Consider the following 17,366-nt stretch of genomic DNA (forward strand, 5'->3'; position numbering starts at 1 on the left):
CATCATTTTGAGAATAAGGTATTGTTAGCGTGGGTTATACAAAGTGGTATAAAGATTCGCAAACAAATATTATAAAAGGTTTCGGGGGAATTGGTACATGAAAAATAGTATGACTTACATTCAATTATTAAATGAAACGTTACGTTGTTATGCAAATAAAGGAAGTTTTGAAGCGTACAATTATATAATGGAAAACGCTACAGGTGTAATAGGGAATGAGGCGCAAATATATAATTTTAAGTATGCACTCGCAAGTGCATCGGGACTTGAAAAAGAAGCATTACATTTAATGAGAGAGGCCATTATAGAAAAGGGATTCTGGTATGGAAATGAGTATTTAATTTCCGACGAAGATTTAAAATCACTACATAAATTTGAAGAATTTCATACAATGGTGCAATTATGTAAAGAAAGAGAAGAATTAGCACATAAAAAGGAAAGACCAGATGTGAAATATATATACAGTAAGAAAGAGGGAAATCTACTACTTACATTGCATGGTAACCAAGAAAATATACAAATAGTAGAACCATATTGGAAATCTGTTTTGATACAAGATTATATGTTAGCTTTACCACAGTCTTCACAAATTGAGTTTTCAGATGGATTTGTTTGGGAGGATATAGAGAGAGGGAAAGAGGAATTAAAAGAGCATTACAATAAGTTTATAGAAAATCATACAGTAGAAAGTGTAATCATTGGTGGTTTTTCTTCAGGGGCGAGAGTAGCTTTATATACGATTTTACAACAAGATATAAATGTAGATGGTTTTGTTTTTATGGCACCATGGCTTCCCGAGATTGAAGAATGGGATGAGTTGCTAAGAGTGCTGAAGGATAAACATATAAAAGGATATATAGTATGCGGGGATCAAGATGAAGATTGTTTCGAATCCACGCAGCAATTTGTACAACTATTAAGAGAGAAAAATATAGAACATAAGTATAAAGTTGTGCCTGACTTAGATCATGATTATCCTATTAACTTTGAAGAGCTATTAAAAGAAGCTATTGAATATATAGGAAATGAAAACAATAAGTAGTAAGAAAAAGAGATGCATCACATGTGATGCATCTCTTTTTAGAATTATAAATTAAAAGCATTCGCTAGTAAGCGATAAGAATTTAATTTATGTTCAAATTGATGAGTAATCGTGACAATCATAAATTCGTCAGTATTGTATGCTTTGCTTAAGTTTATTATTTTTTCTTTTACAGAAGACGGATCACCAACAATCATACGTTGACGATTTTCTTTTATACGGAATAAATCATAAGCGCTGTATGAATAATTTTGAGCAGTTTCAATAGAAGGTGTACCAGTAGTTCGTTTTCCTTGCTCTAATAATAAGATTGATAGATCTAAACTAGAAGCAATTTTTTCCGCTTCTTCATTTGTTTCTCCGCATATAACAAAGATGGCAACGATTGAATTAGGCTTATCTCCTAAAAATGAAGGCTCATATTGTTCTTGGTAAGCCCTCATAACTTCAGGGCCTCCGAAGCCGTTAATAAATTGTGCAAATGCGAAAGAAGCTCCGTTGTTTGCAGCAATTTTAGCGCTCTCTCCGCTAGAACCGAGCATCCACATTTCAGGAGACGTTGGGATAACTGGAGTGGCTTTTAAGTTTGCATAGTGATGGTTTTCTGGTACTTGATCATGTAAGTACATTGCAACGTCTGCAATTTGTTCTGGATATTGATCAAGTGAGACCATTTTCCCTTCTTGAAGTGCGCGAGTTGCTATTGGCATACCACCAGGTGCTCTACCAACACCGAGATCGATGCGGTTCGGATACAATGCTTCTAGAACACGGAAATTCTCAGCAACTTTATATGGGCTATAATGCGGTAACATAACACCACCTGAACCGACTCTAATACGGTCCGTTTTTGCGGCAATATGAGAAATAAGTATTTCTGGACTTGAACCAGCTAAGCTTACGGAATTATGATGTTCGGATACCCAAAAACGTGTGAATCCGAGTTTTTCAACTTCTTGTGCAAGCGTAACTGTATGTGAAAAAGCTTGGGCTGCTGTGCTACCATCTGAAATAGGTGATTGGTCTAATACACTTAACTTGATCATAGAATATACCTCTCAATCTTAATGTACATCCTATTATATATTTACTTATGAAAAATGCGTAGTGAAATGCTCAAAATGAAAAGCGGATAATCTTATTTCCGCTTTTAACGAGAAAATCCGCGTTCATAATGATTCATTTCGACTAGATTTAAAATATATTCATAGTTGTCAATTTCACGCTTTAGTTGTTCACGTTCTTTTTCAGATAGTGTCATATTGCTAAGTTTTTTACATAAGTTTTGTTTCTTTAATTCTAAATGTTTTTTTGTAGCATCGTAGTCATAAGTATGTTTCATTTTTAACCACTCCTTCTTTGTAGTTGCTATATTATACGAAGTATAAAGAAAAGTGAGATCTGTCTCTTATGTACTTTTAGTGAATATTCAAATTGCAATGGTGTTATGTTTATGGGGATTTATGAATAAAATGCACTAAACCACTAACGTCCATTTGATGAAGTAAGGGGTGGAATTGTGCAGAAAGATATAATGTATAATACTGAAATGGATGAAGCGTTAAAAGTTATAGATCAAGGATTGAAGAAGACGATAAGCCCAAAACAAATTATTGTAGTGGGAGCTGGTATGGCTGGGTTAGTTTCAGCTTCTTTATTAAAGGCTGCAGGACATGATGTGAAAATTTTTGAAGCAAATAACCGGGTAGGTGGTCGTATAGAAACAGTTAGAATGGAAGATACCGGATTATATTTAGATGTTGGAGCAATGAGGATTCCTTATTCACATACATTAACGATGGCATATATAAGAAAATTTAGGCTACAGGTGAGACCTTTTATTAATAGGAATGAGACGGATATTATATACGTAAATGGACGGAAAACGACGTTAAAACAATATGAAAAAGATCCAAGTATTCTAAGATATCCTGTGGAAATGAATGAAGTTGGAAAAACGTCAGAGGAATTATTATTGTTAGCGGTACAGCCCATTATAAATTTTATAAAAAAGAACCCAGAAAAAAATTGGGATATTGTTGTAAAGGATTTTGGGAGATACTCTACTGGACAATTTTTAAAGTATCATCCTTATCAGTATAATACTTACTTTTCGCCAGTAACAATTGAGATGATTGGTGTTTTATTAGATTTAGAAGGTTTTTTGGAACGGTCGTTTGTAGAGACTTTACGCTTTCTATACATTATGCAAGAGGAGAGCGGATTTTGTGAAATTGTGGGCGGGAATGATAGATTGCCAAAGTCATTTTTACCGCAATTAGAAGAGAATATTATATATAATCAAAAATTAATGAAGTTACATCAACACGATAATGGTGTGACAGCTTTCTATCGGAACGAGGAAACTTTTGAATATAGTAGTATTACAGGAGATTTAGTTATTGTTACCATTCCGTTTTCGACAATGCGTTTTGTAGAAGTAGATCCGTTTGATTCTATATCTCATGAAAAATGGAAAGCAATTCGTGAATTACATTATATGCCTGCGACGAAAATAGGAATTCAATTTAAAAGCCGATTTTGGGAAGAACAAGGACAATTAGGTGGCAGAATTATAACAGATTTGCCAATTCGTTATGCCTATTATCCAAGTTATGGAATTGGGGAGAAAGGACCGGCTATGATGTTAGGTAGCTATACATGGTCTTATGACGCGTTGTTATGGGATGGTTTATCAAAAGGGGATCGTATTTATTACGCATTACACAACTTAGCAACAATATTAGGTGGTCAAGTGTATGATGAGTTCATATCTGGAATTTCAAAAAGCTGGACATTGGATCCGTATGCGCTTGGAGGATTTGCACTTTTTCAAGCAGGTCAAGAATCTGAGCTGCAACCAGCGATTGTCAAACCAGAGGGGAGAATATTCTTCGCTGGAGATCATACAACGCTATATCACGGATGGATTCAAGGTGCGATTGAATCTGGAATTCGTGTAGCGGTGGAAGTGAATGAGTAAAAGGTTTTCAATTCAGAAAATTCTTTACTATATAACTTCAGATGGATATTATTATATATAAAAGAAATATAGGGAGTGTTTACAGTGAATCCGTTATTATTCGATTTTCCTTCTGAATTTTATACTGACAGACTTTTTATTCGAATGCCGAAACCAGGAGATGGTAAAGTTGTATATGATGCAATTCAGGCTTCAATACAAGAACTAAAACCTTGGATGGTGTTTGCACAAAAAGAGCAAACAGAGCAAGAAGTAGAAGAAAGTATTAGAAAATCACATATTCAATTTTTGCAACGTGAGGATTTAAGATTACTAGTATTTTCGAAAGAAACAGGTGAATTTATTGCTTCAGCCGGATTACATCGTATTAATTGGGATATACCTCAATTTGAAATCGGATATTGGATTGATACAAGGTTTAGCGGAAAAGGCTATATGGTAGAGGCTGCGAAAGGTATAACGGATTACGCTTTTTCTGAATTAAAAGCAAATCGTGTAGAAATTCGTTGTGATTCTTTCAATAAGAAGAGTAGAGCGATACCTGAGAAATTAGGTTTTAAGTTAGAAGGTACGTTAGAAAGTGCGAGTGTTGCGGTAGATGGAAACGGATTAAGAGATATGTGTGTATTTGCCATGACTAGAAATACATATGAAAAAGAAGAGCTGTAAGAAAACAGCTCTTCTTTTTATGCATTATGGTACAGGATGTCCATTAGAGCTTTCGAAAATTGTAAACCATTGTTGACGGTCTAAGTTAACTTTTGTAGCAAGAGCGGCAGTTTTTACGCGATCTAATTTACCAGAGCCAACGATTGGCATCATATTAGCTGGATGAGCAAGTAACCAAGCATACATAACCGTATCTATACTAGAAACACCTAGCTCAGTAGCAACTTTTTGCACAGTTTCACGTACACGTACGGCGCGTTCTGATTGACCAGTAAAGATCTCCCCACCAGCAAGAGGTGACCAAATCATTGGATTGATTCGTTTTTCTTGGCATAAATCAATTGTCCCTTTTTCAAAATGCTCAAGCTGCAATGCAGAAACTTCAATCTGGTTCGTAATAAGCGGGAAATCTAAGTACGAACTTAACATATTAAATTGTGAAGGTAAGAAGTTAGATACACCGAAGTGACGAACTTTCCCTTCTTGTTTTAATTGTGAAAATGCTTTTGCCACTTCATTTGGATCCATAAAAGGATCGGGACGATGAATAAGTAATACGTCAATATAATCTGTATGTAAATTTTTAAGTGATGCTTCTACACTTTGCATAATATGCTCTGTACTAGTATTGTAGTGAGCAACATATCGTTCTGGAAATTTCGGTGATGGGGGAGCGATTCCACACTTTGTAATAATTTGCATGTTTTCTCGTAAGGAAGGCTTTAATTGTAAAGCTTCGCCAAATAACCCTTCACACGTATATGCGCCGTAAATATCAGCGTGATCAAAAGTAGTAATTCCCATATCCATACAATCTTCAATGAAAGAAAGTAATTCTTGTTTTGTCATATTCCATTCTGCTAAACGCCAAAATCCTTGAATAATACGAGAAAATTCTAGCGTTTCAGCCATTTGAACTCGCTCCATTATAAGTACCCCCTTGATGAATAATAATGTTTTGAAAAGGCTTTCTTACTACATATTATTATATAGTTAATTAGGTGTACAGACAATAAATATGTTTTGCTATAAAAACGATTTTTTCTATCATGCCTTTCGAGAGGACTCCCATCTCTAAACGTAAATGAAGGTGGTGAGGTGAATCGAAAGGAATATTTTATTTTTGAGAAAAAAACGGAAACGTATGTTCTTTTTTTGCTATAATATCCTTAACAAGGAGGTGAATAAAATGGCAAAAGAAAATCCATCAAACTATAAAACTCTTCAAATCTGGATAAAAAAAGGGCATCGTATGTATTCTTATTTTCAAGAATGTTGTCATAACGCTAAGAATATGTACAACACCACAAACTTTTATATACGCCAGGTGTACACTGGATTAACACAAGAAAAAGAGTTGCAGCCTTTGCAAAAAGAAGTTCTGGATAATATTCATAAAAATATTGGGAAGATGAATGACACACAACGTCTTGTCTATCGGAAGAAATTGGAAAAAGAGAAAGTAAAGCCTAAAGAAGAACAGAAAGAGATTACATGTAATTTGTTTTCAGAACCTAATTTTGAAAAACCTTATGTAGATTACAACTTTCTAGATGCACTATTTAAGGCTATGATTCAAAATGATTATCGAGCTTTGCCTACGCAATGTAGCCAGTCCATCATGAAAGGTTTGTTCCAAAATTGGAAATCTTTTTTTGCTAGTTTAAAAGACTATAAAAAGAATCCAAACAAATATGATGGAATGCCTAGGATTCCAAAGTATATTCGTTCTTCTGAAAAAGAGATTCTGTATACAAACCAAGATTGCATCATTAAAAACGGTAGATTTTTAAAGTTTCCAAAGACGAAATTGCAATTAAATATTGGGAAACTAGGTTTCACTGAAGGTAAACTGAAACAAGTTCGTGTGATTCCAAAATACAATGAATATGTAGTGGAATTGGTAATTGATGTTCCTTCTGAACAACAAATGATTGAAGAGAATGCTCGTTATATGAGTATTGATTTAGGGATTGATAACCTTGCAACCATCGTAACAAACACAGGTATGAAACCTGTCCTTGTTAAGGGCAAACATGTCAAAAGCATAAATCAATATTACAACAAAATGAAGAGTCATTTTACAAGCATTCTTAGAAATGGAAAACAAACGAATGAAGGACCTTTTACTTCTAAAAGGATAGAAAAACTTCATCAAAAACGTTACTTGAAAATAAAAGACGTCTTCCATAAAGTTAGTCACCACATCGTAAAACTAGCTCAAGAAGAAGAAGTTTGTAAAATCGTTATTGGTCAAAACAAAAGTTGGAAACAAGAAACGAATATGGGAAAAAGAAATAACCAATCGTTTTGTCATATCCCGCATAATTTACTGATTCAAATGATTACATACAAAGCAAATGCTGTAGGCATTCAAGTTGTTGTAACTGAAGAATCATATACATCGAAAGCAAGTTTTCTGGATAACGACTTCATTCCAACGTATGGAGAAAATGACCAAAATACAACTTTTTCAGGAAAACGAATAAAGCGCGGTATATATCGTTCAGCAAATAAAACTTTAATTAATGCAGATGTAAATGCTGCGGCTAACATTTTACGAAAAGTAATCCCAAATGCATGGACAAATGGGATAGAGGGGTTAGGCGTGAAACAGCTCGCTAATGTGTTAACTCCCCTGACGTTAATCGTCCGTTAGGTCGAAACGTTAGAAACCCCCACTTCAAGCTTTGTTAAGTGGGGGAGTGTTCATATGCTATAATGTAGAAACATATAGCTATAAGGAGATGTACGAAATGATTCCAGTAACAATATTAACTGGTTTTCTTGGATCTGGGAAAACGACATTATTAAATCGTATTTTATCAGAAAATCACGGTAAGAAATTAGCGGTGATTGTAAATGAAATAGGGCAAATTGGCATTGATAATCAGTTGATTATGAATGTGGAAGAAGAAATTATGGAAATGACAAATGGCTGTTTATGCTGTACTGTACGTGAAGATTTACTCGTTGCTTTAAAACAGTTACTGGACGTAAAAGCGGAAGGGAAAATGGATTTTGATGGTTTAGTAATTGAAACGACTGGCCTTGCAAATCCAGGCCCGATTATTCAAACATTCTTTTTAGATCCAGTTATTCAATCTGCTTACCAAATTAACGGTGTTGTAACGGTAGTAGATAGTTATCATATACATAAACATTTTGAAAAAGGATTAGAAGCAAAAGAGCAAATTGCGTTTGCTGATGTCGTTTTAGTAAATAAATTAGATTTAATTGAAGAGAATGAGAAAGAACATCTCTTGCATGAAATTCAAGGAATTAACCCGACTGCAAAGTTAATTGAGGCGACTAACTGTGAGGTAGATATACCATCTTTATTACAAATCCAAACGTTTAAAATGAAAGATACGTTGCAAATTTACCCTCATAAAGAACATAACCACTTAGAAGGTGTGAAATCATTTGTATTACGTGAAGAACGTCCGCTGGATTTACAAAAGCTTAATGAGTGGATGTCAGCTGTCGTTCAAGAGCTAGGGGAATATTTATATCGTTACAAAGGAATTTTATCGATAGATGGAGTAGATAAACGTATCGTTTTCCAAGGTGTACATACGTTATTTGCTGCTTCGTACGATAGAGAGTGGCAAGAGGGCGAAGAGCGAGTAAGTGAAGTAGTTTTTATCGGAAGAGATATTAATAAAGAGTGGTTCCAAGAACATTTCGAGGAGTGTGTGAAATAAGTCTGCGTAAATTGCAGGCTTATTTTTTATGAGCATTCTATTAGATTGCAAAACAGAATTAAATAAGGGGGAGAAACTAAAAATTGATAAATGTATAATAAAAAGCCTGTTTTCACAGGCTTGTATTTTCGTCTATTAGTAACTCCATTACAACACCTACAACTGGACCTTCATCATCAATATCCCCATTTAAGCGGAAACCAAATGATTCATACAGTCCCATTGCAAGTTTGTTGTCTGGATGTAAACTTAAGTAAATTATTTTGCATTCAAATTTTTCTTGTAAGAATTGAATGAGTAAGCGAAGGAAACGTTTTGCGTATCCTTTTCCTTGATATTGTTGGTCAATCATAAAGCGATCGAGCCATACACTTTTATGTTTTACTGAATACCATCCATACATTGCGTATCCTACAAGTGTTTCTCCATCATATAAACCTACTGACGTTCCGTTTTCTTCATATAATGATTCTGCTAAAGAAAACGCGTTACTTTCAATAAATTGTTGCTGATCTTTTGCGACGTCTAAAGCAACTACTGAACGCCAATTTTTTGCTGTTACTTCACAAATGTGAAGATTCATAATTCCAACTCACCTTCTAAATTAATATAGCTTTAAAGCTAATATGGATAATTTTACTTGTTATTTTGGTCAAGTCAAGGATAAATACATAAAAAGGCAGCTGAATAACAGATTCAGCTGCCTAGAAAATATAATGGATTAGTTTGTTGCTTCTTTCAATGTATTTACGTTTTCTTCCATTAAAGTGAAGTAATCTTTATTATTTTTTGCATCATCTTCAGAAATAGTAGCTAAGTGATTTAAGCGTAAAACTTTTGTACCAGTTTCTTTTTGAATTACGGATGCTACTTTTGGAGTAGAGAATGTTTCGAATAAAATATATTTTAGATTATGTTCTTTTACTGTTTTTGTAATGTCAGCAAGCTGCTTTTGAGATGGTTCATCAGAAGCTGAAATTCCAGCGATAGGAATTTGTTTTAGGCCGTATCGTTGTTCCCAGTAACCATAGGCAGCATGAGAAACTAAAATTTCTTTCGTTTTTGCGTTCGCTACAGCTGCCTTAAATCCATCGTCTAAATCAGTAAATTTAGTTTGAAGTGCTGCAAAGTTTTTTTCGAATTCTTGTTTATGTTCAGGTTGTAATTCTACAAGTGCATTTTTAATTTTTTCTGCCTGTTTCATTGCTAGAGTAGGATCTAACCAAACATGCGGGTCTTTATCGTGATGATGTTCATCTTCTTTATGGCCATCTCCATGATCATGATGTTCTTCTTCAGTAGAAGCACGAAGCTCAATACCTTTAGATGCATTTACAATTTTAACATTTTCTTTTTGTAATGTTTTTTCCATTTTTTCAGCAAATGGTTCTAATTCAGCGCCGTTATAAACAAATAAATCGGCTTTTGCAACTTGTACCGTTTGTTTTTGACTTGGTTCAAATGTATGTGAATCTGCACCAGGTGGGTAAATCGCTTCAACATTTACATAGTCGCCACCGATTTTCTTTGCGAAATCAGCAAGTGGGAAAATCGTTGTATAAACTGTTAGCTTTCCATCTTTCTTGGCATTACTTTCTTTTTTATTTGAGCAGCCAGCGAAAATTAAGGTAAAAATAAGTAAGAATGAAAATATAGTCAATCTTTTAGGCATGAAGTTCTCCTCTTTTCTTTTTTACGGATATATTTTCCCCAATAATAGAAGAAAAATATCATTTTAATATAAAACGGAATAATTACGTTTTAGTTTGCGAACTTAGTATAATACATCTTTAATAAAGTTGCAATAAATAATAATCATTCCGATTTGTTTTTGTTATAAAGTTGTCAAATATAGGGGTATTATTTTTGCAAATGCATGCATATGTGACAACGCTGTTTTCATATATTGAAAAGGAGGTAAAGAGGGGGATGAGCGCTTGGGTTACTTAATGGAAGCTATTTTATTAATATTAGCGGTAGTATTGCCATTATCTTTCGTATTAATTTTTTTAAGAAGATTAATAAGTAATTTAGGGGACGCTACAACAATAACGAAATTACAAGAGAGAGATGAGAAAAAAGAGTGAGTAAAGCACTATGCGTACGCATAGTGTTTTACTTGTGGTAAAATAAGAGCAGGAAACTCCTAAAGGTTGTATTTTACTAAAGGAGAGAAAAGTAAAATAAGAGGTATATGCATATATGAATAAGCGAACAGCGTTAATACTCGGTGCAAGTGGTTTAGTTGGACAAGAGATAACGCGTCTATTACTTGAATCAGATTACTACGATTCGGTTACTATTTTTGTAAGAGAGCCAATGCAATTGCAACATGAGAAGTTACAGCAGAAACAAGTTGATTTTTCGGTATTAGAGGAATATAAAGAGTTCTTTGCTGTGGATGATGTTTTTAGTTGCTTAGGAACAACAATAAAAAAAGCAAAAACAAAAGCAAATTTTAAAAAAGTAGATTATGAATATACGTTACGAGCTGCTTGTTTAGCTGAAAAACAAGGGGTACAAAATTTCCTTGTCGTGTCTTCTATGGGAGCGAATCCTAAATCATTCTTCTTTTATTCACAAGTGAAAGGAAAAATGGAAGAAGAATTGCAAAAGTTAGTGATTGGTGGTATTCACATTTTTAGACCATCATTATTAGTAGGAAATCGACAAGAATTTCGTTTCGGCGAACGAATGGCTGAAAAGTTATCTCGTATTATTCCGTTTATCTTTAAAGGAGCTTTCAAAAAATATAAACCAATTTCAGCTAAAGATGTGGCGAAAGGGATGTATATAACCGCGCTGCGAGAAGAATCGGGTATCCATACTTATAATTCAAATGAAATTACAACGATAGAATAAATAAAACCGAGAAGAATGACTTCTCGGTTTTATTTATTCGTATGAATTTTTCCTGGTGCTCGCTTATATTGGTGAGGTTCTTGCAATTCAAAGCCAAGTTCATTGGCCGCTATTCTCGGAAAATACGGATTGCGAAGTAATTCACGTCCGATAAAAATTAAATCTGCTTCGTTATTATTTAAAATTTGCTCTGCTTGTACTCCGGTCGTAATTAATCCAACTGCACCAGTTGCAATGTTAGCATGCTCTTTAATATGTTTGGCATATTGTACTTGATAACCAGGATACACATCAATATGTGCTGGTACAACTGCGCCAGAACTACAATCGATTAAATCTATTCCCTGTTCTTTCATCCACTTTGTATACTGAACGTAATCTTGAACCGTTAGCCCGTCAGGATGATAATCATTTGCTGAAATACGGACAAATATTGGTCCGTCCCAAACTTCATTTACAGAGTCGATGATTTCGCGTAAGAAACGATAGCGGTTTTCAGGTGAACCACCATATTCATCAGTCCGCTTATTGGAAAGCGGAGAAAGAAATTCATTAATAAGATAACCGTGAGCACCGTGTATTTCAATAACATCAAATCCAGCTTGTTTTGATCGTACTGCAGCTTGCTGAAAAGCTAATACAGTATCTTTAATTTGGTGTTTGCTCATTTCTATTGGCATTTTCATTGTTTCATTAAATGGAATGGCTGAAGGAGCTAACGCATCTGTTTCTAATTCTGCTTTTCTTCCGGCGTGAGCGAGTTGAATGGCAGCTTTTGCACCATTATCATGTATAAAAGTAGTCGTTTTATGTAAGCCTTCAATTAGGTTGTCATCCCAAATGCCTAAGTCTTTATTTGAAATTCGACCTTCAGGTAACACGGCTGTTGCTTCAATCATAACTAAACCAACTTGACCGGCAGCTCTTGTTCCATAATGAATGAGATGGAAATTCGTTACTTGGCCATCCCCGTTTTCCGATGAATACATGCACATAGGTGACATAACAATCCGGTTTTTTAATGTAACGTCCTTAATTGTATAAGGTGAAAAAAGTTCGGAATTCATCCAATAGCCTCCTAGATTGAATTTTCTTACATTGTATCATTCTCTTTTTTGTTTCTCTAATAAAACGCTTATACGAAAAATTTTGTATATTCGTGTTACAATGACTAATATGAACTGAATTGGAGGATGGCATATGTACCAGGCTTATTATGAAAGCGAAGTAGGTTTGCTTGAAATTACAGCGAATCAAGAAGGAATTACGTCTGTTATATTTGTTGATGAACGACAAGAAGAAAATAAAAATGAAATGATAGAACAATGTATAAATGAGTTAGATGAATATTTTAAAGGGGAAAGAAAAGAGTTTACGGTCCCGCTGTCTGCGGAGGGAACAGCATTTCAAAAAAATGTATGGGATGCACTTTATACTATTCCATACGGCGTAAGTGCTTCATATTTAGATATTGCAGAGAAAGTTGGAAATACAAAAGCTGTACGGGCAATAGGAGGGGCAAATAGTCGGAATCCAATTTCAATAATTGTTCCATGTCACCGTGTAATAGGGAAGAGTGGAAAGCTTGTTGGATATGCTGGTGGTTTATGGAGGAAAGAGTGGTTATTAAAACACGAAGGTATTTTGAAATGACGTATGGATGGGAAGAGGGATTGTTTTGAAATGTATAAATTGTGGGCAACCTTGCGAGGAGGAACAGTTAAATTGTGCAAGTTGTCAGCGAAACTTGGATAATGAACAAGATGAAGGTAGCTCGTTAATAGATAAAGAACTAGAAGTATATGTAGGGAGACAATATCCGTATTACAAAAGGAAATGGGAGCTTGAGAATAAGCGGATTGCTAGGTGGAGCTGGAATGGTTGGGCTGCTATTTTCAATATAGGCTGGCTAGGATATCGTAAGTATTATGTACCAGCTGCTTTATTTATGTTGTTATTAGTAGCGTGTGATGCATTTTCGTATTATATGGGATTTAATGTAGCGTTGCCAATCATTAATATGGTGCCTCTTACGTTTTTATTACTCATTTTTATTCTGTTTGGAATGGGGATTTTTGCAAATGGATTGTACTATCAATTTGCGGAAAGACGTATATACCGAATAAAAGCAAGAGAAATAAAAGATAAATCAGTTGAAAACTATCTAATCAATGATAGCGGCGGAACGAGCAAAATGGGAGCGACAATTGTTACTATTTTAGCAGTTGCTAGCATATTTTTTAGTCATTTCTTTTTTCCGACTGATCGAGACGTTATTCAAAAGGTTCGTACAAGCTCGCTTTATGAATATCCTTTCTTTTCAATAGGTGAATCTTTCGAAAATTATTTTCAAAATTCAGGTTGGATATATTATCGTGGAACGGAAGGGTTAGAATTAGTAGAATTCCAAGGATATAACACCGGAACGCCAAGACAAAAGGTGAAGATTCAATTTGTTGTCGATTATAAATTAGGTGAAGTGGAACCATACTCATTTATGGTTAATGGTGAATCTAAAACTGAAGAAGAGTTTTTGAAGCTAATGGAAGAAATATTTAAAGTTCAAAATCCATTTGATATAGAGGATGGATTACAAGTAAATGCTATTCAAGAAAGCGGCTGGAAAGAAATTTCCGATCGCTTTTTTCTATGTTTGTTAAAATAAATATTTAAAATAATCAGAATCTTTTGTATAATGAAATATATTATATAGGATTTAACTTATACATATAGATTGGGGGAAGGAAGAATGAAGAGAAAGACAACAACAATTGCTGCACTTGCGTTAACGACGAGTGTATTGGTTGCAGGATGTGGGAATGGTGAGAAGGCTTCGACAACGAAGAAAGAATCGAATAAGGGAATGGCCGATAAACAAGTTTTAAATTTGCTAGAAACAGCTGAAATTCCTTCAATGGATACATCTAAATCAACGGATTCTGTATCTTTCCGTGTATTTGTAAATGCAATGGAAGGTTTATATCGTCTAGATAAAGATAATAAACCAACACCGGGTATGGCAAAAGATGTGAAGATTAGTGAAGATAAAAAGACATATACATTTGAATTACGTGATGCGAAATGGTCAAATGGTGATCCAGTTCGAGCACAAGATTTTGTATATGCATGGCAACGTACATTAGATAAAGCAATAGCGGCAGAATATGCATTCATTTTATTTGATGTGAAAAATGCACAGAAAGTAAATAAAGGTGAATTACCAGCAGATCAATTGGGTGTTAAAGCGAAGGATGATAAAACGTTGGTAGTAGAATTAGAGCAACCAGCACCTTATTTTCTTGAGCTTACGTCGTTCCCTACATTTTTCCCATTAAATGAAAAATATGTGAAAGAGCAAGGAGATAAATACGGATTAGAAGCAGATAAATTAGTATATAATGGACCATTTACAATGAGTCAATGGAAACATGAACAAAATTATCAGTTAAAGAAAAATCCTAATTATTGGGATAAAGATACTGTAAAGTTAGACGAAATTAATGTAAGTATTGTGAAGGAAACAAGCACGGGAGTAAATTTATATGATAGTGATCAAGCAGATCGAGTTATTTTAACTTCTGAATTTGTTGATAAATATAAAAAGAATAAACCAGATGAATTTAAAACGAAGTTAGATCCACGCATATATTTCTTACGTTTTAACCAAAAAAATGCAACATTTAAAAACCAAAAAGTACGTGAAGCGATTGATTTAGCATACGATAAAAAAGGAATTGCTGATGTCATTTTAAATGACGGTTCATTGCCAGCATATTTCTTAGTACCTGAAAAATTCACGACAGGTCCGGATGGAAAAGATTTCCGCTCTGTAAATAAAAACTTCCGTGATAGTAAAGATAACGCAGAGAAAGCAAAAAAATTATGGGAAGAAGCGAAGAAAGAGCTTGGTCAAGATACAATTACGGTTGAATTACTAAACGATGATAACGGTAGCCGTAAAAAAGTAGGCGACTTTATTAAGGAAGAACTAGAGAAAAACTTGCCTGGTATTAAAGTGAATTTGAAACAGCAACCATACAAGCAGAAGCTAGATTTAGAAAAGAAATTCCAATATGAATTCTCATTATCTGCATGGAGCCCTGATTATCCGGATCCAATGACTTATATTGATATGTTTGTTACTGGAAGCTCATTTAATGAAATGGATTATTCTAATCCGAAGTATGATGATTTAGTAGCGAAATCAAAAGGAGAGCTATTAAAAGATGATAAAGCACGCTGGAATGCACTTGCGGAAGCTGAAAAAATCTTAATTGGTCAAGACGCAGCAATTTCTCCTACGTACCAACAAAGTACAGCTTATTTAGAGAAGCCATTTGTAAAAGGCATTGCTAACCATACGTTTGGCGGGGACTTCAGTTATAAATGGGCATATATTACAAAAAAATAGTATAATAAAAGATGAGTGAATTTTCGCTCATCTTTTATTTGTATAAGGAGGAATTATAGTTGTTAAGGGGAATCAATCACATTTGTTTTTCGGTATCTAATTTAGAAAACTCTATTATGTTTTATGAAAAAGTATTAGAAGGAGAATTACTAGTTAAAGGAAGAAAATTAGCTTATTTTAACATATGTGGAGTATGGATAGCGCTTAATGAAGAGACGCATATTCCGAGAAATGAGATTCATCAATCTTATACGCACATTGCATTTTCTGTTGAACAAGAAGACTTTAAATGTCTAATACAGCGATTAGAAGAAAATGATGTTCATATTTTACAAGGAAGAGAACGTGATGTAAGAGATCGCGAATCTATATACTTTGTTGATCCTGACGGTCATAAATTTGAGTTTCACTCAGGGACACTGCAAGACCGTTTAAATTATTATAGAGATGAGAAACCTCATATGACATTTTATTAGGGAGGGATAGCATTTGCATGCACTTGTAATTGGTGGGACAGGAATGCTAAAGAAAGTTTCTATGTGGCTTTGTGAGAAAGGATTTTATGTTTCTATTATCGGGCGAGATGAAGTGAAATTAGAAAATGTTAAGCGAATGAGTTCTGCACCAGAAAATATTACATGCCTTTCGTTAGATTATCATAATGATGAAGATGTAAAGCTAGCTATTAAAAGTACAATTAAGAAAAATGGCCCGATCACATTAGTTGTTGCATGGGTACACACAAGTGCAAAGCATGCACTATCAAATATTTGTAAAGAACTAGATTTGTCGTCTAAAACATATAGTTTATTTCATATTTTAGGTAGTAAAGCATCACGTATGCCTGCACAAAAAATAGGGAGTACGCGATGTATTTATCATAGAATTATTTTAGGTTTTATTTTAGAAGATACATATGGAAGATGGCTTACTCATGAAGAGATAGCTGATGGAGTTATAAAAGGGATTGAAAGTAAACGAGCGGAGTGGATTGTAGGGAGAGTTGAACCGTGGGAATTACGACCAACATGGTGAGGGGGAGTAAGAAATGAAAACAACTATATATGTAACAAGGCATGGTGAAACAGAGTGGAATGTAGCGAAGCGAATGCAGGGACGGAAAAATTCTGCTTTAACTGAAAATGGTATAGTTCAGGCGAAACAATTAGGGAATCGAATGAAAGATTTACCAATCCATGCGATTTATAGTAGTCCGAGCGAAAGAACACTTCATACGGCAGAGTTAATAAAGGGGGAACGTGATATACCTATTATAGCGGATGAGCATTTCTATGAAATCAACATGGGTATATGGGAAGGACAAACAATCGCGGATATAGAAAAGCAATTTCCAGAAGAAGTACATCTGTTTTGGAATGAGCCACATCTTTTTCAGTCAACATCAGGCGAAAATTTTGAGGCCGTTTATGAAAGAGTAATTGAAGGGATGCAGCTTCTTTTAGAGAAGCATAAAGGACAAAACATATTGATTGTTTCTCATGCGGCAGCAGCAAAATTACTTGTAGGGCATTTCGCGGGAATTGAAATAGAAAATGTGTGGGATGATCCATTTATGCATAGTGCCAGTTTGAGCATAATAGAATTTGAAGAGGGTATTGGTAAAGTGAAACAATTTGCAGATATAAGTCACTTTCAATAAATGTAAAAAAGGCCGCAAAACGGCCTTTTTTG

The 17,366-nt window shown here is 34.5% G+C and carries 19 protein-coding genes; 13 read left to right on the plus strand and 6 right to left on the minus strand.

What is annotated here, in order from left to right:
* Positions 1-97 precede the first annotated feature (97 nt).
* A complete protein-coding gene (locus N2V80_RS09770; protein WP_061654783.1) occupies positions 98-1,042 on the plus strand; it encodes an alpha/beta hydrolase in 945 nt (314 codons plus the stop codon).
* A 44-nt stretch (positions 1,043-1,086) separates the two neighbouring features.
* Here N2V80_RS09770 and N2V80_RS09775 read toward each other — a convergent pair whose 3' ends face one another.
* Together N2V80_RS09775 and N2V80_RS09780 are read right to left on the minus strand one after the other, a co-directional pair.
* On the minus strand, positions 1,087-2,088 hold the full coding sequence (locus tag N2V80_RS09775; RefSeq protein WP_000594042.1) for an LLM class flavin-dependent oxidoreductase: 1,002 nt from the start codon (positions 2,086-2,088) through the stop codon (positions 1,087-1,089).
* A 104-nt stretch (positions 2,089-2,192) separates the two neighbouring features.
* Positions 2,193-2,384, minus strand: coding sequence for a DUF3896 family protein (locus tag N2V80_RS09780; RefSeq protein WP_000683359.1), 192 nt, complete (start codon positions 2,382-2,384; stop codon positions 2,193-2,195).
* Between the two features lie 177 nt (positions 2,385-2,561).
* Here N2V80_RS09780 and N2V80_RS09785 point away from each other — a divergent pair, with 177 nt between their 5' ends.
* Both N2V80_RS09785 and N2V80_RS09790 read left to right on the plus strand, forming a co-directional pair.
* Complete coding sequence (locus N2V80_RS09785; protein WP_061654782.1) at positions 2,562-4,025, plus strand: flavin monoamine oxidase family protein; 1,464 nt, start codon at positions 2,562-2,564, stop codon at positions 4,023-4,025.
* Positions 4,026-4,109: 84 nt separating this feature from the next.
* Positions 4,110-4,694 (plus strand): GNAT family N-acetyltransferase, encoded by a 585-nt coding sequence (locus N2V80_RS09790; RefSeq protein ID WP_001068749.1) that lies wholly within the window; start codon positions 4,110-4,112, stop codon positions 4,692-4,694.
* Between the two features lie 24 nt (positions 4,695-4,718).
* Here N2V80_RS09790 and N2V80_RS09795 read toward each other — a convergent pair whose 3' ends face one another.
* Positions 4,719-5,621: an aldo/keto reductase gene (locus tag N2V80_RS09795; protein ID WP_000442785.1), complete on the minus strand. Its 903-nt coding sequence runs from the start codon at positions 5,619-5,621 to the stop codon at positions 4,719-4,721.
* 262 nt (positions 5,622-5,883) lie between these two features.
* Between N2V80_RS09795 and N2V80_RS09800 the strand changes: the two genes are divergently transcribed.
* Complete coding sequence (locus N2V80_RS09800; protein WP_001040871.1) at positions 5,884-7,353, plus strand: RNA-guided endonuclease InsQ/TnpB family protein; 1,470 nt, start codon at positions 5,884-5,886, stop codon at positions 7,351-7,353.
* Positions 7,354-7,450: 97 nt separating this feature from the next.
* A complete protein-coding gene (locus N2V80_RS09805) occupies positions 7,451-8,401 on the plus strand; it encodes a CobW family GTP-binding protein (protein ID WP_061654781.1) in 951 nt (316 codons plus the stop codon).
* A 112-nt stretch (positions 8,402-8,513) separates the two neighbouring features.
* Here N2V80_RS09805 and N2V80_RS09810 read toward each other — a convergent pair whose 3' ends face one another.
* Together N2V80_RS09810 and N2V80_RS09815 are read right to left on the minus strand one after the other, a co-directional pair.
* A complete protein-coding gene (locus N2V80_RS09810) occupies positions 8,514-8,984 on the minus strand; it encodes a GNAT family N-acetyltransferase (RefSeq protein WP_061654780.1) in 471 nt (156 codons plus the stop codon).
* Between the two features lie 138 nt (positions 8,985-9,122).
* Positions 9,123-10,073, minus strand: a complete 951-nt coding sequence (locus N2V80_RS09815; protein WP_001126151.1) for a metal ABC transporter substrate-binding protein — start codon at positions 10,071-10,073, stop codon at positions 9,123-9,125.
* Positions 10,074-10,338: 265 nt separating this feature from the next.
* On the opposite strand from N2V80_RS09815, the gene N2V80_RS09820 reads away from it, so the two are divergent.
* On the plus strand, positions 10,339-10,488 hold the full coding sequence (locus N2V80_RS09820) for a hypothetical protein (protein ID WP_000540932.1): 150 nt from the start codon (positions 10,339-10,341) through the stop codon (positions 10,486-10,488).
* 115 nt (positions 10,489-10,603) lie between these two features.
* The gene (locus tag N2V80_RS09825; RefSeq protein ID WP_001042736.1) at positions 10,604-11,263 is read left to right on the plus strand and encodes an oxidoreductase; all 660 of its coding nucleotides are present in this window, start codon (positions 10,604-10,606) and stop codon (positions 11,261-11,263) included.
* A 29-nt stretch (positions 11,264-11,292) separates the two neighbouring features.
* Here N2V80_RS09825 and namA read toward each other — a convergent pair whose 3' ends face one another.
* Complete coding sequence (gene namA / locus N2V80_RS09830; protein WP_048567425.1) at positions 11,293-12,330, minus strand: NADPH dehydrogenase NamA; 1,038 nt, start codon at positions 12,328-12,330, stop codon at positions 11,293-11,295.
* 133 nt (positions 12,331-12,463) lie between these two features.
* On the opposite strand from namA, the gene N2V80_RS09835 reads away from it, so the two are divergent.
* The 6 genes from N2V80_RS09835 (at position 12,464) to N2V80_RS09860 (ending at position 17,334) form a co-directional block, all read left to right on the plus strand.
* Positions 12,464-12,916: a methylated-DNA--[protein]-cysteine S-methyltransferase gene (locus tag N2V80_RS09835; protein WP_061654779.1), complete on the plus strand. Its 453-nt coding sequence runs from the start codon at positions 12,464-12,466 to the stop codon at positions 12,914-12,916.
* 7 nt (positions 12,917-12,923) lie between these two features.
* Positions 12,924-13,928: a DUF2628 domain-containing protein gene (locus tag N2V80_RS09840; RefSeq protein WP_002196418.1), complete on the plus strand. Its 1,005-nt coding sequence runs from the start codon at positions 12,924-12,926 to the stop codon at positions 13,926-13,928.
* A gap of 84 nt (positions 13,929-14,012) precedes the next feature.
* Positions 14,013-15,674 (plus strand): peptide ABC transporter substrate-binding protein, encoded by a 1,662-nt coding sequence (locus N2V80_RS09845; RefSeq protein WP_000824273.1) that lies wholly within the window; start codon positions 14,013-14,015, stop codon positions 15,672-15,674.
* A 59-nt stretch (positions 15,675-15,733) separates the two neighbouring features.
* Complete coding sequence (fosB, locus tag N2V80_RS09850) at positions 15,734-16,150, plus strand: FosBx1 family fosfomycin resistance bacillithiol transferase (protein WP_061654778.1); 417 nt, start codon at positions 15,734-15,736, stop codon at positions 16,148-16,150.
* Positions 16,151-16,163: 13 nt separating this feature from the next.
* The gene (locus N2V80_RS09855; protein ID WP_000543118.1) at positions 16,164-16,709 is read left to right on the plus strand and encodes a short-chain dehydrogenase; all 546 of its coding nucleotides are present in this window, start codon (positions 16,164-16,166) and stop codon (positions 16,707-16,709) included.
* Positions 16,710-16,722: 13 nt separating this feature from the next.
* Complete coding sequence (locus tag N2V80_RS09860) at positions 16,723-17,334, plus strand: phosphoserine phosphatase 1 (RefSeq protein WP_000858827.1); 612 nt, start codon at positions 16,723-16,725, stop codon at positions 17,332-17,334.
* Positions 17,335-17,366 lie beyond the last annotated feature (32 nt).

This window comes from Bacillus sp. FSL W8-0640 (assembly GCF_038007725.1).
In the GTDB taxonomy this organism is placed as follows: domain Bacteria; phylum Bacillota; class Bacilli; order Bacillales; family Bacillaceae_G; genus Bacillus_A; species Bacillus_A cereus.

What these genes read in the sequence shown, in the direction of transcription:
- N2V80_RS09770 (WP_061654783.1), top strand. Translation starts at nt 98, where the DNA reads ATGAAAAATAGTATGACTTACATTCAATTATTAAATGAAACGTTACGT.
- N2V80_RS09775 (WP_000594042.1), bottom strand. Translation starts at nt 2,088, where the DNA reads ATGATCAAGTTAAGTGTATTAGACCAATCACCTATTTCAGATGGTAGC.
- N2V80_RS09780 (WP_000683359.1), bottom strand. Translation starts at nt 2,384, where the DNA reads ATGAAACATACTTATGACTACGATGCTACAAAAAAACATTTAGAATTA.
- N2V80_RS09795 (WP_000442785.1), bottom strand. Translation starts at nt 5,621, where the DNA reads ATGGAGCGAGTTCAAATGGCTGAAACGCTAGAATTTTCTCGTATTATT.
- N2V80_RS09800 (WP_001040871.1), top strand. Translation starts at nt 5,884, where the DNA reads ATGGCAAAAGAAAATCCATCAAACTATAAAACTCTTCAAATCTGGATA.
- N2V80_RS09805 (WP_061654781.1), top strand. Translation starts at nt 7,451, where the DNA reads ATGATTCCAGTAACAATATTAACTGGTTTTCTTGGATCTGGGAAAACG.
- N2V80_RS09810 (WP_061654780.1), bottom strand. Translation starts at nt 8,984, where the DNA reads ATGAATCTTCACATTTGTGAAGTAACAGCAAAAAATTGGCGTTCAGTA.
- N2V80_RS09815 (WP_001126151.1), bottom strand. Translation starts at nt 10,073, where the DNA reads ATGCCTAAAAGATTGACTATATTTTCATTCTTACTTATTTTTACCTTA.
- N2V80_RS09825 (WP_001042736.1), top strand. Translation starts at nt 10,604, where the DNA reads ATGAATAAGCGAACAGCGTTAATACTCGGTGCAAGTGGTTTAGTTGGA.
- namA (WP_048567425.1), bottom strand. Translation starts at nt 12,330, where the DNA reads ATGAATTCCGAACTTTTTTCACCTTATACAATTAAGGACGTTACATTA.
- N2V80_RS09835 (WP_061654779.1), top strand. Translation starts at nt 12,464, where the DNA reads ATGTACCAGGCTTATTATGAAAGCGAAGTAGGTTTGCTTGAAATTACA.
- N2V80_RS09840 (WP_002196418.1), top strand. Translation starts at nt 12,924, where the DNA reads ATGGGAAGAGGGATTGTTTTGAAATGTATAAATTGTGGGCAACCTTGC.
- N2V80_RS09845 (WP_000824273.1), top strand. Translation starts at nt 14,013, where the DNA reads ATGAAGAGAAAGACAACAACAATTGCTGCACTTGCGTTAACGACGAGT.
- N2V80_RS09860 (WP_000858827.1), top strand. Translation starts at nt 16,723, where the DNA reads ATGAAAACAACTATATATGTAACAAGGCATGGTGAAACAGAGTGGAAT.